This is a genomic window from Actinomadura sp. NPDC048032 (assembly GCF_040653175.1).
Classification (GTDB): Bacteria; Actinomycetota; Actinomycetes; order Streptosporangiales; family Streptosporangiaceae; genus Spirillospora; species Spirillospora verrucosospora.
Window position 1 is genome coordinate 1 of the sequence record NZ_JBEZJP010000174.1, and the last position, 14987, is coordinate 14987.

A 14987-nucleotide genomic window follows, 5' to 3' on the forward strand; every position below is an offset into this window, starting at 1 on the left:
GCGCGGTCGGCCCGTACCGGGCGCGCTGCATGTAGATCGCCTGCCGCAGCTCCCCGGCCAGCCGGGGCGGGCAGCGCCTTTACAGACGGGTTCCGGTGCCCGGAACGACAGGGATATGTCTCGATCGAGATATGCGGCGCGCTCGCCGGCCGGCTCCTTTCAGGAGGCGTCCTGGCGCGCGTTGGGCACCAGCGGCGAGGGCCGCACGCCGCCCTGACCGTCGACGATCCTGGCCAGCGCGTGCCGCAGCGTCGGGCTGATCAGCATGTGCGCGTCGAGGCCCGTGCGTTGCAGGATCCGCTGGCACACCGGGCTCGGGCGGCTGAGGACCAGCCGGCCCTGCCGGGCCGTGACGGTCTTCCACACGCCCACCAGCGCCCCCAGTCCGGAGGAATCGCAGAACCTCACGTCCTGGAGGTCCAGGACGATCCGCCCCACGGCCTCCGAGTGAGAAAGGACATGTTCCCGGAAGGCATCGGCCGTCAGGTAATCGATTTCACCTTCCACCCTGAAGAGAATGCAGGTGTCGCGGTTCTCGACGCCTATTCGGAGTCGGTCTTGAGAGTCGTGCCACAGCCGAAGCGACGTATCATTTCCGTCGTGCACCGCGTCCATCACCAGACTCAACCTCCCGTTGGGCCGAGGCTACCCCGGAACGCGGAGAGCATTCATGAGGCGCCGGTCACGGGCCTCCGATCATGCCGCTGAGCTGGTCGTCCTCCCGCCGGACAGGGTCCGCGGACAAGATGGAACGAATCTTTGCCTTCCGGCAACTGTCTTGTTGCGGTTAGGGTGGTGGCGAGGACAAGATCCTCGTTTGGCGGCTCAGCTGAGGAAGGAAGTGGTCCCGCCGCAGGCTGCGACGTGATGGAACTGACTCAAGGCATCGACGGCACTCGGCGCGTTCTCGACCCCGCGCTGGGGCCCGGCCCGTACCCCGCGCTCGCGGTGAACCCGAGCGGTACCGTCACGCGGCTCAACGACGCGGCGCGCCTGCTGCTCGGCATGATCCCGGGCGCCGTCCTGGACGACGCGGCACCGGCCTGGCTGGCCGAGGCCCACCACGCACTGGCCATCGATCCCCTCCCCGAGATGACCGCGGCCGAACTGTCGCACCCCGGCGCCCCTCGGCCGGTCGCGCACGGTCCGATCGGCGACCGCGCCTACGAGGCCCACGGCGTGCCCGACGAGGCCCACGACGATCCCGGCACTCCGCCGGGCCCCCCGGCCGGGACGGTCTGGTGGCTGTTCGACGTCACCGAGCACCGGCGCCTGGAACGGGAACTCGCCGACGAGCGCGAACGCACCGCCTTCCTGGCGGAGGCGTCCAGCCAGCTGCTGGCGTCGCTGAACCTGGAACGCTGCATGGAGGTGACGGTCCAGCTGGCGGCGCGGCACCTCGCCGACGCCGCACTGGTGATCGCGCCCGGTTCCGGGCGCGCCTACCCCGTCTCCTACTGCGGCCCCGACGGCCAGGTGGACCATCAGGAGCTCGTGGTGGACCCCTCGGAGGTCCCGGGCCTCGCGGAGGCGATGCAGGGCTTCCCGCCGATGCCGTCCCGCTGGCTCGACCCGATGGGCGCGCCTCCCTGGATCCTCCGCGCCGACCTCGGCGGTCTCGGCGCGATGGTGGTGACCGCGCTTCCGGGGCACGGCGTGCCCGCGGGGGCGCTGGTGCTGCTCCGGCGCGGCGGGCAGCGCGCCTTCTCCGAGGGCGAGGAGTTGATCGCGCGCCTGTTCGCGGCCCGCGCCGGCGCGGCGATGTCGGCCGCCCGCGTGTACGCCGAGCAGGCGTCCATCACCGAGACGCTGATGCGCGAGCTGCTGCCGCCGCGCACCCAGCACCTCGACGAGGTGGAGCTGGCGGCCCGCTACCGGCCGTCCGGCGCCGGAGAGCGCGTCGGAGGGGACTTCTACGACCTGCACCCGGCGGCCGAGAGCTCCGACGCGAAGCAGGAGTCGATGGTCGTGCTGGGCGACGTGTGCGGCAAGGGCCTGGAGGCCGCCGTGCTCACCGGCAAGATCCGCAACACGCTGCAGGCGCTGCTCCCGCTGGCCGAGGACCACAGGCGCGTGCTGGAGCTGCTGAACGGGACGCTGCTGAGCAGCGAGTCCACCCGCTTCGTGACCCTCGTGCTGGCCTCGATCCGGCGGGAGGGCAGTCACGTGCGGCTGCGCCTCACGAGCGCGGGCCACACCCGCCCGCTGATCGTGCGGGCCGGCGGCCAGGTCGAGACCCCCGACACCGGCGGCTCGCTGATCGGCGTGCTGGACAAGATCACCTCCAGGTCCGCCACCGTGCTGCTGGAGCCGGGCGACACGTGCCTGCTCTACACCGACGGCATCACCGAGGCCTTCGGCGGCCCGCTGGGCGACGAGATGTTCGGCGACGAGCGGCTGAGCGCCGAGCTCGCCCGCTGCGGCGGCATGCCCCCGGAGGCCCTCGTGGAACGGGTGCACATGCTCGCCGCGGAATGGGTGGGCGGCGGCAAGCACGACGACATGGCCGTGGTCGCCATCACCGCTCCCCGGCGCTTCCACCTGAGCGCCGTAGGAGGGCAGGGGCCGGGGAGGTTCACCGCGTGACCGCGACCGCACGGACTCCCGCGGCTCCCCCCGGATCCGACGGGTGGGCGGACGGACTCTGGGACGCCGTCATCGCCGGCGACGAGTACGCCGCCGCCGACGCCGTCACGACCGCGCTCGACCGCGGAACGGACGCCGAGACCATCCTCCTGGAGATCATCGCGCCGCTCCAGGCCCGGGTGGGCCGGGAGTGGGCGGCGAACCGGCTCACCGTCGCCCAGGAGCACACCGCGACGGCGATCAACGAGCGGACGATCGCGGCGCTGGCGCACCATCCGGCCGTCCGCGAGTCGCCGGCGCGCCGCGGCGAGGGGTCGCGCGGCCGGGTGGCGGTCGCGTGCATCGACGGCGAGTGGCACGCGCTGCCCGCGCGGATCCTGGCCGAGGTGCTGCGGCTGCGCGGCTGGCGGGTCGACTACCTCGGCGCCCAGGTGCCGACCGCGCATCTGATCGCCCACGTGCACCGGACGAACCCGGCCGTGGTGGCGCTGTCGTCCTCGATCGCCACGCGGCTGCCGTCCGCGCACGCCGCCATCACCGCGTGCCAGGCGACCGGCACCCCCGTCCTGGTGGGCGGCGCCGCGTACGGGCCGGACGGCCGGTACGCCGCTCTGCTCGGCGCCGACGGCTGGGCCGCCGACGCCCGCTCCGCGGCCGACCGGCTGGCGGAGGGGCCGCTGCGCAAGCCGCCGCCCGTCCACCAGGTCATCGACGACCTGCCGCACCTGGCCGACCAGGAGTACACGCAGATCAGCCGGTCCGCGCGCGGGCTCGTGCGGCACGTGATGACCGAGCTGCCGAAACGCTTCCCGGCGATGGCGGACTACACCGACCAGCAGCTCCGCCACACCGCCGAGGACATCGCCCACATCGTCGACTTCCTCGGCACCGCCCTCTACGTGGACGACCCGGACCTGTTCACCGGCTTCATCGGCTGGACGGCGGGCATCCTCTCCGCACGCGGCGTGCCCGCCCGGAGCCTCCTGCCGGGTCTGGAGCTGCTGGCCGAGCAGCTCGTCGACTACCCCCGGGCCGCGGACCTGCTCTCCCGCGCCTGCGACACCCTCCAGCACCCCCCGCCGGCCACCGACGATGCCGCCGCCGAAGGAAGGAATTCTTGACTTCCTCCTCTGCCTATGGGCGGGAGGTTCCAGCGATCGCCCGCTGGGTTTCCTGCTTCGCCGACGACCGCCCCGTCCGGGAGGCGTCCCGTTGAGGTCTTACACCGTCTCCACAGGCGGTCACCGCCAGCCCGGCGGCCAGGATGTTGCGCGCGGCGTTCACGTCGCGGTCATGCACGGCTCCGCAACCGCACGTCCATTCGCGGACGTCCAGCGGCAGCTTCGCGCGCACCGTGCCGCAGGTTCCGCACAACTTGGAGGAGGGGAACCAGCGGTCGACCACGACCAGGTCGCGGCCGTACCAGGCGCACTTGTACTCCAGCATCGTGCGGAGCGCCGCCCACGCCGTATCCGAGATGGCGCGGGCGAGTCTGTGGTTCTTGAGCAGGTTGGCGACGGTGAGGTCCTCGATCACGACCGTTTGGTTCTCACGGACGAGACGGGTCGACAGCTTGTGCAGGAAGTCGCGGCGCCGATCGGCGATCCGGGCGTGCACGCGGGCGACCTTGCGGCGGGCCTTGTCCCGGTTCGCCGAACCCGGGGCCTTGCGCGACAGCTCCCGCTGCGCCTTCGCGAGGCGGGCGCGGTCGCGGCGCTCGTGCCGGGGGTTGGCGATCTTCTCCCCGGTCGACAGGGTCACCAGCGAAGTGATCCCGGTTCGGCGCCGCTCGTCATGCCAGGCCCGGGTGCGCTCCTCCAGCGCCATGTTATACACCAGCCGCACGCACCCGAACGTGCGCGACAACTCGGCCGCCTGCTCACCGGTGGGATAGAAGCGGTACTTGAATGCCCGCCTGACCTGCCGCGCCATGCACCACGTTCTAGCAGCCGCGGAGCCCGCCGACTTCGCGGACACCGAAACGTCCTAGCTTTCCAACCCTGCTCCCTAGGAGTCCGTTTTCTCCCTGGCCTGAAGGCCGGGGCATCCACGGAGGAACCCTGATGACCGCCTTTGTTCCCGATACTCCGCTGCGCGTGGTCGCCACCCTTTCCGGGGCGCGCTCGCTGCGGATCGAGATTGAGGGTGATCTGGACTTTCACACCGCCGACAGGCTGGTGGCCACCGTCCGGACGCAGATGGAGGACAACCCGGACGTCCGCGAGCTGGAGCTCGCCTGCGGCGGGATGGGCATGTGCGACTCGGCCGGCCTGGCCGCACTGCTGATGGTGCACCGCCGGACGTCCGCGGCCGGCGTCCACCTCGCGCTGACCGGCCGGAGCGCGCAGCTCGACCGGCTCCTGGACATCACGGGGACGCTGGACCACCTCACCGGCGCTTCGGCCGAGACCGTCAAGAACGAGGACCAGGACCAGGAACTGCCCCAGCGGTGACCGCGGGGGCGTGCGGGGGCCGGACGCCGTCCACGAGTGCGTCGCCGGTGGCCGTCCGGTAGTAGAGGACGGAGCGGCCGGCGCGGCGGCGGTCGACCAGGCGGGCGTCGAAGAGGACCCGGAGGTGGCGGCCGACCGAGCCGAGCCCCTGGCCGGTCAGCGCCACGAGCTGCGTGGTGCTCAGCGGCGTGGCGAGCAGGACGAGGACGCGAGCGCGTCCCGGGCCGAGGAGGCGTTCGAGCGCTTCGGGGACGGCGGCCTCGCCCGCGCCGGCCAGCGGGGCCGAGCAGGGGTAGACGATCGCGTACCGGTCGGGGTCCGGCTCCTGCCAGGCCACCCATCCCGTCCGGGGCGTGACCGGGACGAAGAGCAGCCGGGCACCGGAGATGTCGCGCGGCGGGAAGTCGAGGACGTCGATCTGGAGGCGGCCGTCGCCGAGCCAGCGCATCCCGGGGCGCATGTCGTCCAGGGCCGCGGCCCATCCGCCCTTGCCCAGCTGCCCGGCGCGCGCGACGGCGTCGGCCTCGACGACGCGGCGGCGGCGCTCCCAGTCCGGCTCGACGGCGTGCGTCCACACCCACTCCAGCAGGCCGGCGATCCGCTCGGGCGCGTCGGGGCGGCGCAGCGCGGCGGGCAGCGGGCCGCCGGACGAGACCTCCAGGTCGGCGTAGGCCCGCTCGGGCGGAGTCCGGCGGACGGTGTCGAGCTCCTCCTGGAACGGCGGCGAGCCCACGCCCGGGTGCGGCGGCGTCAGGAAGTCGGCGCTCCACCTGGTCCTGGCGCCGAGGGCGGCGTCCAGCAGCGCGGCGGTGACCGGGTCGCGCCGCAGCATCCGGCGGTAGGCGGGCAGGTGGGCGTCGAGCCAAGACCGCTCCCCCGGATGCGCGGCGGCGCCCTTCTCCAGGAGCTTCACGCAGGCGGTGGTCTCCGCCAGGGCGGAGATGGCGAAGCGGCCGCTCGCGAGGGTGTCGGCGTTGACCTGCCACAGGCTCACGTTTCGCCTCCTCGCGAAACTCTACCGGCCCTCCGGCGGCGGCCCCGAACCTGGCGGGCATGCGCACGTATCGGGATCTCTTCCGCGCTCCGGAGTACACGCCGCTCCTCACGTCGTTCACGGTCCAGGAGTCCGCGCAGACGGTCAGCGGCCTGGCGCTCGGCACGCTGGTGTACGAGTCGACCCGCTCGCCGCTGCTGTCGGCGCTGAGCATGTTCGGCGGCTCGTTCGCCCAGATGGCGGGCGCGCTGACGCTGCTGTCGGCCGCCGACCGCCTGCCGCCGAGGACCGCGCTCGCCTGCATGGCTCTGCTGTTCGGCGCGGGGACGGCCGTCCTGACGGTTCCCGGCCTTCCGCCGGCGGCGCTCCTCGCCGTCGTGGCGGGGCTCGGGCTGGTCGCCTCGCTGCGGAGCGGCGTCTGCTACGGCCTCCTGAGCGAGATCCTGCCGGACGAGGGGTACCTCCTCGGGCGCTCCGTGCTGAACATGGCGGCGGGGACGACGCAGATCGGCGGCTTCGCGGTCGGCGGCGTCCTCGTGGTCGCGCTCTCGCCCCGGGGCGCCCTGCTCACCGGGGCCGCGCTCTACCTTCTCACCGCCGTGGTGGCGGTCACCGGCCTGGGCCGCCGGCCGCCCCGGGCCGCCGGGCATCCGAGCCTCGGCGAGACCTGGCGGACCACGGTGCGGCTGCTCTCCTCGGGTCCGCGCCGGTACGCCTACCTCGCGATGTGGGTGCCGAACGGCCTGATCGTCGGCTGCGAGGCCCTCTTCGTCCCCTACTCGCCGCGGCACGCGGGGCTGCTGCTCGCCGCGGCGGCCGTCGGCATGCTGGCCGGCGACACCGCCGCGGGCCGGTTCGTCCCCCGCCGCCTGCGCGAGCGGCTGAGCCCGCCCCTGCTGCTCCTGCTGGCGGGCCCCTACCTGCTGTTCGCCGTCGACCCGCCGCTCCCGGTCGGCGCGGCCGCCGTCCTGCTGGCCTCCGTCGGGTACGGGTCGACGCTGCTGCTGCAGGAGCGCCTCATGGCGCTGACCCCGGTCCGCATGCACGGGCACGCCCTGGGGCTGCACTCGTCCGGGATGCTCACCATGCAGGGCGCCGGGGCGGCGCTGGCGGGCGGCGCCGCCCAGGCGACCTCGCCCGCCGCCGCCATGGCGATCATGGCCGCCGCGTCGGTGGCCGTCACCCTCACCCTGGCCCCGGGGCTCCGCCCACACGGGATCTCCACACGATCCGCACACGGCGGACGCCACCGCGGCGGCGGGGAGGCGTCCAATGAGACATGCGCGTGAAGATGATCCTCCCGGCCCTGACCGAGGCGACCTCGCCCTTCTTCCGTCCGATCAAGTACTCGCTGTTCCCGCCGCTCGGGCTGGCCACGCTCGCCGGGTACCTCGACCCGGACGACGAGGTGACGGTGACCGACGAGCACGTGCAGAAGGTCGACACCTCCGACGAGCCCGACCTCGTGGTGATCCAGGTCTACATCACCTCCGCGCGGCGGGCCTACGAGCTCGCCGACCTCTACCGTGCCCGGGGCGTCCACGTGTGCCTGGGCGGGCTGCACGTCACCTCGCTCCCGGACGAGGCCGCCCGGCACGCCGACACGATCTTCTGCGGGCCCGGCGAGGACACCTGGCCCCGCTTCCTCGCCGACCTGCGCGCCGGCCGCCCGGCGGCACGCTACGACTCCTCCGAGCGGACGCTCGCGGCGCTGCCGCCCATCCGCCGCGACCTCATCGCCCGCGAGCGCTACCTCGTCCCGAACTCGATCGTGGTGTCGCGCGGCTGCCCGCACGTGTGCGACTTCTGCTACAAGGAGGCGTTCTTCGAGGGCGGCAAGTCGTTCTACACCCAGACGGTCGACGCGGCGCTCGCCGAGATCGACCGGCTGCCGGGGCGGCACCTGTACTTCCTGGACGACCACCTGTTCGGCAACGCCCGGTTCGCGTCCGCGCTGTTCGACGGGATGCGCGGCATGGGGCGGCTCTGGCAGGCGGCCGGGACGGTGAAGGCGGTGCTCAACCCCGGGCTCCTGGAGAAGGCCGTCGAGTCGGGGCTGCGGAGCCTGTTCGTCGGCTTCGAGACCGTCAACGCCGGGAACCTCACCGAGCAGCGCAAGTGGCAGAACATCGACCGCGACTACGGCGCGGTGGTCCGCCGGCTGCGCGACAACGGCGTGATGGTCAACGGCAGTTTCGTGTTCGGGATGGACGAGGACGACCCGTCGGTGTTCGACCGCACCGTCGAGTGGGCGATCGGCCAGGGGATCGAGACGGCCACTTTCCACATCCTGACCCCCTATCCGGGGACCCGCCTCTACGACCGGATGGCCAAGGCCGACCGCCTCCTGCACTCCGACTGGGACCGGTACGACACCCGCACGGTCGTCTTCAAGCCCGCCAGGATGACCGCGCAGCAGCTTGAGGACGGCTACTGGCGCGCCTACCGCGACTTCTACCGCTGGGGTTCGATCCTGCGCGGCGCCTCCACCAAGCCGACGCTGCGCGGCAGGACCCGGCACGTCGCCTACGCCGGAGGATGGAAGAAGTTCGAGCCCGCGTGGGACCTGGTCATCCGCGCGAAGAGGGCGGGCCGCGCGCTGCCGCTGCTGGAGGCGATCCTGTCGGGCTTCGGCAGCCGACCGGCCCGCTCCGGGCCTCGCCGGGAACCGGAGCCGGTTTCCGTATCCTGATCCTTTCGCGCGTGCGGCGGGGGCGACCGGTTTTGCAGGTTTCCTACAACTACAGCGGCGCAGCGTGCGTTGTCGGCGGCATGGCGCCTTCGCCCTCCGGGCGGAAAGGTGAGTGTGTCCGGGTGCGCCGCGTCCCGGCGCCGCACGTCGTCCAACAACGCGCATCGCCAGACAGCGCGCACCGCCAGGAAGCGCGCACCGTCTAACAGGAGGGCTCGGTCGGGTGTTCAGTCGTGTCGCCATCGTGAACCGGGGTGAGGCCGCCATGCGGCTCATCCACGCCGTACGGGACATCGCCGCGGAGAGCGGGACGCGGATCGAGACCGTCGCCCTGTACACCGATGTCGACCGGACGGCCACCTTCGTCCGCGAGGCCGACCTGGCCTACGACCTCGGCCCCGCGTCCGCCCGGCCGTACCTGGACCTGGAGGTCCTGGAGCGCGCGCTGGTGGAGACCGGCGCCGACGCCGCGTGGGTCGGCTGGGGCTTCGTCGCGGAGGACCCGGCGTTCGCGGAGCTGTGCGACCGGATCGGGGTGGCGTTCGTCGGGCCGAGCGCGGAGGCCATGCGCCGGCTCGGCGACAAGATCGGCGCGAAGCTGATCGCCGAGGAGGTCGGCGTGCCGGTCGCGCCGTGGAGCCGCGGCGCGGTCGAGACCCTGGACGAGGCGATCGCGGCGGCGGAGCGCATCGGCTACCCGCTGATGCTGAAGGCGACCGCGGGCGGCGGCGGCCGCGGCATCCGAGTGATCACCAGCGCGGCCGAGCTGGCGGACGCCTACGAGCGCACCAGCCAGGAGGCGGCGCGGGCCTTCGGCAGCGGCGTCGTGTTCCTGGAGCGCCTCGTCACCGGCGCCCGGCACGTCGAGGTCCAGGTGATCGCCGACGGCGAGAGCGCGTGGGCGCTCGGCGTGCGCGACTGCTCGGTGCAGCGCCGCAACCAGAAGATCATCGAGGAGTCGGCGTCGCCGGTGCTCGGCGCCGAGCAGACCGCCGAGCTGAAGGCGTCGGCCGAGCGGCTCGCCGTCGCGGTCGGGTACCGCGGCGCGGCGACCGTCGAGTTCCTGTACCACCCCGGCGACCGGATGTTCGCGTTCCTGGAGGTCAACACCCGCCTCCAGGTCGAGCACCCGATCACCGAGTCCACCACCGGGTTCGACCTGGTCAAGGCGCAGCTGCACGTGGCCTCCGGCGGACGGCTCGACGGCGCTCCGCCGGTGGAGCGCGGGCACGCGGTCGAGGCGCGGCTGAACGCCGAGGACCCCGACCGCGACTTCGCCCCCTCGCCGGGCCGCATCGTCCGGCTGGACCTGCCCGCCGGGCCGGGCATCCGGGTGGACACCGGCGTCAGCGAGGGCGACACGATCCCCGCCGACTTCGACTCGATGATCGCCAAGATCATCGCCTACGGCCGCGACCGCGACGAGGCGCTCGGCCGGCTGCGCCGCGCGATGACCCAGACCACCGTGATCATCGAGGGCGGCGCGACGAACAAGAGCTTCGTGCTCGACCTGCTCGACCGGCCCGAAGTGATCGACGCGAGCGCCGACACCGGCTGGATCGACCGCGTCCGCGCCGAGGGCGGCCTCGTCACCCACCGGCACTCCGCCGTAGCGCTCGCCGCCGCCGCCATCGAGGCCTACGAGGAGGCGGAGGGCGCCGAGCGGCGGCGGCTGCTGTCCACGGCGTCCGGCGGGCGCCCGCAGGCGCGGCACGAGAGCGGCCGGCCGCTGGACCTCAAGCTGCGCGGCGCCGGCTACCGGGTGCGGGTGGCCCGGGTCGGCGCGGACCGGTTCCGCGTCGCCGTCGAGACGGGCGGCGAGGTCCGCACCGCCGACGTCGAACTCGAACGCTTCGACCGGCACCTCGGCCAGATCACCGTCAACGGCTCCCGGTACCGCCTGCTCACCGGCACCCACGGCCCGGTCCACTTCGTCGAGGTGGACGGGGTTGCGCACCGGGTCAGCCGCGACGAGGGCGGCGTCGTCCGCTCGCCCGCGCCGGCGCTGGTCGTCGCCACGCCCCTGGAGGTCGGCGCCGAGGTCGAGGCGGGCGCGCCGGTGCTGGTCCTGGAGAGCATGAAGATGGAGACGGTGCTGCGGGCGCCGTTCAAGGCGCGGCTGAAGGAGTGCGTCGTCTCCGTCGGCAGCCAGGTGGAGACGGGGGCGCCGCTGCTGCGGCTGGAGCCGCTCGCCGACGAGGCCGAGGCCGCGGACGTCGCGGCGACCGGCGCCGTCGAGCTCGATCTGCCCGCCGCGCCGGGCGCCGTCCCGGCGCGCGAGCGCGCGGCCCGCGGCCAGGAGGACCTGCGCAGCCTGCTGCTCGGCTTCGACGTCGACCCGCACGACGAGCGCCGGGCCCTGGACGGCTACCTCGCCGCGCGCCGCGCCGCCGCCGCCGACGGGCACCGGCCGGTGGCCGAGGAGCTCGGGCTCATCGACGTGTTCGCCGACCTCGCCGAGCTGAGCCGCAACCGCCCGGCGGGCGGCGACGGCACCGACGGCGGCCACGTGCACAGCGCCCGCGAGTACTTCCACACCTACCTGCAGAGCCTGGACGTCGAGCGGGCCGGGCTGCCCCAGGCGTTCCAGGCCAAGCTCGCCAAGGCGCTCGGCCACTACGGCGTCACCGACCTGGAGCGCTCCCCCGAGCTTGAGGCGGCGGTCTTCCGGATCTTCCTGGCCCAGCAGCGGGCGTCCGCCGACGCCTCGGTCGTCGCGACGCTGCTGCGCGAGTGGCTGGGCGAGCCGCCGCCGGACGAGGCGCTGCGCGAGTCCGCCGGCCTGGCGCTGGAGCGGCTGGTGGCCGCGACGCAGGTCCGGTTCCCCGTGGTCTACGACCTCGCGTGCGGCGTGGTGTTCGCCTGGTTCGCCCAGCCGCTGCTGCGCCGCAACCGCGCCGCCGTCTACGCCCGCGTCCGCCGCAACCTGCGGCACCTGGACGCGCACCCGGACGCGCCGGAGCGCGACGAGCTGATCGCCGAGATGGTGCGCAGCACCGAGCCGCTGGTGCGGCTGCTCGGCCAGCGGCTCGTGCGCGGCAACGGCGACAACGCGGTGATGCTGGAGGTGCTCACCCGGCGGTACTACGGGAACAAGGGCCTCACGGGCCTGCACACCCGGGAGGCGGGCGGCTGCTCGTTCGTGGTCGCCGAGCACGCGGGCTCGCGCCTGGTCTCCTCGGCGGTGCGCTTCGACGCGCTCGGCGCCGCGCTGCGCGGGCTCGCGGAGCTGGCGGACGGCGGCGACGACGTCGACGCCGACATCTACCTGTCCTGGGAGCGGCAGCCCGAGGACTTCGACGCGATGGCCGCCGCGCTGCAGGAGGTCGTCAACGCGCACCCGCTGCCGCCGCGGATCCGCAGGATCACCGCGACGGTCGCGGGCAGCAGCGGCGCGGTGATGCACCACCACTTCACGTTCCGCCCGGCGGAGGGCGGCGGGACGGATGAGCGGAGCGATCCGGGGGGTGTGGGGAGTCGTCCCCCCGCAGGGGGCATGGCCGAGGAGCGGCTGATCCGCGGCCTGCACCCGTTCATCGCGCAGCGGATGCAGATGGAGCGGCTGCACAAGTTCGACCTGACCCGGCTGCCGTCCTCGGACGAGGAGGTCTACCTCTTCCAGTGCGTGGCGCGCGACAACCCGTCCGACGACCGGCTCGTCGCGTTCGCGCAGGTGCGCGACCTGACCGCGCTGCGCGACGGCGACGGGAAGCTGCGCTCCCTGCCGACGGCCGAGTACACCCTCGCCACCTGCCTGGACTCGATCCGCAGGGCGCAGGCGCGGCGGCCGTCCAAGAAGCGGTTCCCCACCAACCGCATCGTGATCTACGTCTGGCCGACGAGCGACCTCACCCGCGCCGAGCTGCAGCGGCTGGCGGGCCGCATGCTGCCGGCGGCGGCGGGGGCCGGGCTGGAGGAGGTCCTGCTCATCGCGCGGCAGCGCGACCCGCGGACGGGCGAGCCGGTCAAGATCGCCGTCCGGGTCGCCTTCGACGCCACGGGCGGCACCCGGTTGACCGTCGGCGCGCCGTCGGACGCGCCGGTCGAGCCGCTCGACGGCTACCGGCAGAAGGTGCTGCGGGCGAGCAGCCGCAACACCGTGTACCCGTACGAGCTGACCGGCCTGCTCGGCGACTTCGTCGAGCACGACCTCGACGACGCGAACGTCCTGGTCCCGGTGGACCGGCCGAAGGGGCGCAACACCGCGGCGATCGTCGCGGGCGTCGTCTCGAAGCGGACGCGGCGGCACCCGCAGGGCGTCACCCGGGTCGTGCTGCTCGGCGACCCGACCAAGTCGCTCGGGGCGCTGTCGGAGGCCGAGTGCCGCCGCGTGATCGCCGCGCTGGACCTGGCCGAGCGGATGCGGGTGCCGCTGGAGTGGTACGCGCTGTCCTCGGGCGCCCGGATCTCCATGGAGTCGGGCACGGAGAACATGGACTGGGTGGCCGCGGCGCTCAAGCGGATCGTCGAGTTCACCCAGGACGGCGGCGAGATCAACGTCGTCGTCGCGGGCATCAACGTCGGCGCCCAGCCGTACTGGAACGCCGAGGCGACGATGCTCATGCACACCAAGGGCGTGCTGATCATGACGCCGGACTCGGCGATGGTGCTCACCGGCAAGCAGGCGCTCGACTTCTCCGGCGGTGTCTCGGCCGAGGACAACTTCGGCATCGGCGGCTACGACCGGGTGATGGGCCCGAACGGGCAGGCGCAGTACTGGGCGCCGAACCTCGTCGCCGCGCGGGACATCCTGATGTCGCACTACGACCACACCTACGTCGCGCCCGGTGAGCCGGGGCCGCGCAATGCCGGCACGACCGACCCCGTCGACCGGGACGTCTCCGCCTTCCCGCACGTCCTGGAGGGCAGCGAGTTCACCACGGTCGGCGAGATCTTCTCCGCCGAGGCGAACCCGGACCGCAAGAAGCCGTTCGACATCCGGACCGTGATGCGGGCGCTGTCCGACCAGGACCACCCGGTGCTGGAACGCTGGGCGGGCATGGCCGACGCCGAGACCGCGGTGGTGCAGGACGTGCACCTCGGCGGCATGCCGGTGTGCCTGCTCGGCATCGAGTCGCAGTCGGTGCCGCGGCGCGGCTTCCCGCCCACCGACGGTCCGGACGCCTACACCGCCGGCACGCTGTTCCCGAAGTCGTCCAAGAAGGCCGCGCGGGCGATCAACGCGGCCAGCGGCAACCGGCCGCTGGTGGTGCTGGCGAACCTGTCGGGCTTCGACGGCTCGCCGGAGTCGATGCGGCAGCTCCAGCTGGAGTACGGGGCCGAGATCGGCCGGGCGATCGTCAACTTCCGCGGCCCGATCGTGTTCTGCGTGATCTCCCGGTACCACGGCGGCGCGTTCGTGGTGTTCTCCAAGGCGCTGAACCCGAACATGACCGTGCTCGCGCTGGAGGGCTCGTTCGCGTCGGTGCTCGGCGGCGCCCCGGCCGCCGCGGTGGTGTTCGCCGCCGACGTCAACGCCCGGACGGCCGCCGACCCGCGGGTGCGGGACCTGGAGGGCCGCGTCGCGGCGTCCTCGGGGCCGGGCCGCGCCGCGCTGACGGCGGAGCTGGACGAGCTGCGCGCGACGGTCCGCACCGAGAAGCTCGGCGAGGTGGCCGCCGAGTTCGACCGCGTGCACGACATCCGGCGCGCGGTGGAGGTCGGCTCGGTCGACGCCGTCATCCGCGCCGCCGAGATGCGCCCGCGGATCATCGAGGCGATCGAGGCCCGTCTGAAGTGACCCTCGGGGGCGCGGGGGCCGTGCCCCCGCGCCCCGGCGGCGTGCCCGGCGCCGGGGCTAGAAGAGCCAGCCGCCGGCGTGCGCCTCGTCGAGGATCTCGTCGGCCTCGCGGGTGTCGAGCATCTCCAGCCCGCGGACCGCCCAGAACCGCAGCGACTCGTCGGGGCTCTCCAGCTGGGCGCGGAACACCTCCAGGGCCTCCGGCGCGCGGGCCTCGGCGATCAGTTCGAGCAGCCAGCACCGCAGGCCGGGGTCGTCGCGCTCCGCCGCGAACTCCGCGATCAGCTCGCCGACGTAGGCGTCGGCGTGCTCGCGCAGGAAGTCGAACGCGTCCTCCCGGACCCGCGGCTCCCTCGTCCGCATCTGCTGCATGGCCTGTTCGAAACGCCGCCGCGACATGCGCCGACCCTACGGGCGCTCCCTGACAAAACGAACACCGGCGCCGGAGTAGGTGCCCTGGAAGCCGGGGTTGGCCGTCGCGTTGGTCGCCAGCGTCTGGGCCCAGCTCGGGCTCTTCACGGT

Annotated in this window: 10 protein-coding genes; 6 read left to right on the forward strand and 4 right to left on the reverse strand. The window is 73.5% G+C overall.

Going from position 1 to position 14987, the window contains the following annotated elements:
- Positions 1-159 precede the first annotated feature (159 nt).
- Positions 160-615, reverse strand: coding sequence for an STAS domain-containing protein (locus AB0C69_RS22345; RefSeq protein WP_360356442.1), 456 nt, complete (start codon positions 613-615; stop codon positions 160-162).
- A 252-nt stretch (positions 616-867) separates the two neighbouring features.
- Here AB0C69_RS22345 and AB0C69_RS22350 point away from each other — a divergent pair, with 252 nt between their 5' ends.
- Both AB0C69_RS22350 and AB0C69_RS22355 read left to right on the forward strand, forming a co-directional pair.
- Positions 868-2586, forward strand: a complete 1719-nt coding sequence (locus tag AB0C69_RS22350) for a PP2C family protein-serine/threonine phosphatase (RefSeq protein ID WP_360356444.1) — start codon at positions 868-870, stop codon at positions 2584-2586.
- Entirely contained in the window at positions 2583-3707 is a 1125-nt protein-coding gene (locus AB0C69_RS22355; RefSeq protein ID WP_360356446.1) for a cobalamin-dependent protein, read from the forward strand. The genes AB0C69_RS22350 and AB0C69_RS22355 overlap by 4 nt, the downstream gene beginning before the upstream one ends.
- Positions 3708-3720: 13 nt before the next feature.
- Here AB0C69_RS22355 and AB0C69_RS22360 read toward each other — a convergent pair whose 3' ends face one another.
- Positions 3721-4518: an RNA-guided endonuclease TnpB family protein gene (locus AB0C69_RS22360; RefSeq protein WP_360356449.1), complete on the reverse strand. Its 798-nt coding sequence runs from the start codon at positions 4516-4518 to the stop codon at positions 3721-3723.
- Between the two features lie 131 nt (positions 4519-4649).
- Here AB0C69_RS22360 and AB0C69_RS22365 point away from each other — a divergent pair, with 131 nt between their 5' ends.
- Positions 4650-5039, forward strand: coding sequence for an STAS domain-containing protein (locus tag AB0C69_RS22365; RefSeq protein ID WP_360356451.1), 390 nt, complete (start codon positions 4650-4652; stop codon positions 5037-5039).
- Here the strand turns inward: AB0C69_RS22365 and AB0C69_RS22370 are convergent.
- A complete protein-coding gene (locus tag AB0C69_RS22370; RefSeq protein ID WP_360356454.1) occupies positions 4999-6033 on the reverse strand; it encodes a winged helix-turn-helix domain-containing protein in 1035 nt (344 codons plus the stop codon). The two genes, AB0C69_RS22365 and AB0C69_RS22370, sit on opposite strands and share 41 nt — an antisense overlap.
- Before the next feature lie 59 nt (positions 6034-6092).
- Here AB0C69_RS22370 and AB0C69_RS22375 point away from each other — a divergent pair, with 59 nt between their 5' ends.
- From AB0C69_RS22375 to AB0C69_RS22385, 3 genes are all read left to right on the forward strand, one after another.
- Positions 6093-7322, forward strand: a complete 1230-nt coding sequence (locus AB0C69_RS22375) for an MFS transporter (protein WP_360356457.1) — start codon at positions 6093-6095, stop codon at positions 7320-7322.
- Positions 7313-8725, forward strand: a complete 1413-nt coding sequence (locus AB0C69_RS22380; RefSeq protein WP_353831097.1) for a cobalamin-dependent protein — start codon at positions 7313-7315, stop codon at positions 8723-8725. The genes AB0C69_RS22375 and AB0C69_RS22380 overlap by 10 nt, the downstream gene beginning before the upstream one ends.
- A gap of 223 nt (positions 8726-8948) precedes the next feature.
- Positions 8949-14465: a carboxyl transferase domain-containing protein gene (locus AB0C69_RS22385; protein ID WP_360356460.1), complete on the forward strand. Its 5517-nt coding sequence runs from the start codon at positions 8949-8951 to the stop codon at positions 14463-14465.
- Between the two features lie 57 nt (positions 14466-14522).
- Here the strand turns inward: AB0C69_RS22385 and AB0C69_RS22390 are convergent, their stop codons facing one another.
- A complete protein-coding gene (locus tag AB0C69_RS22390) occupies positions 14523-14864 on the reverse strand; it encodes a HEAT repeat domain-containing protein (RefSeq protein ID WP_360356464.1) in 342 nt (113 codons plus the stop codon).
- Positions 14865-14987: the final 123 nt, after the last annotated feature.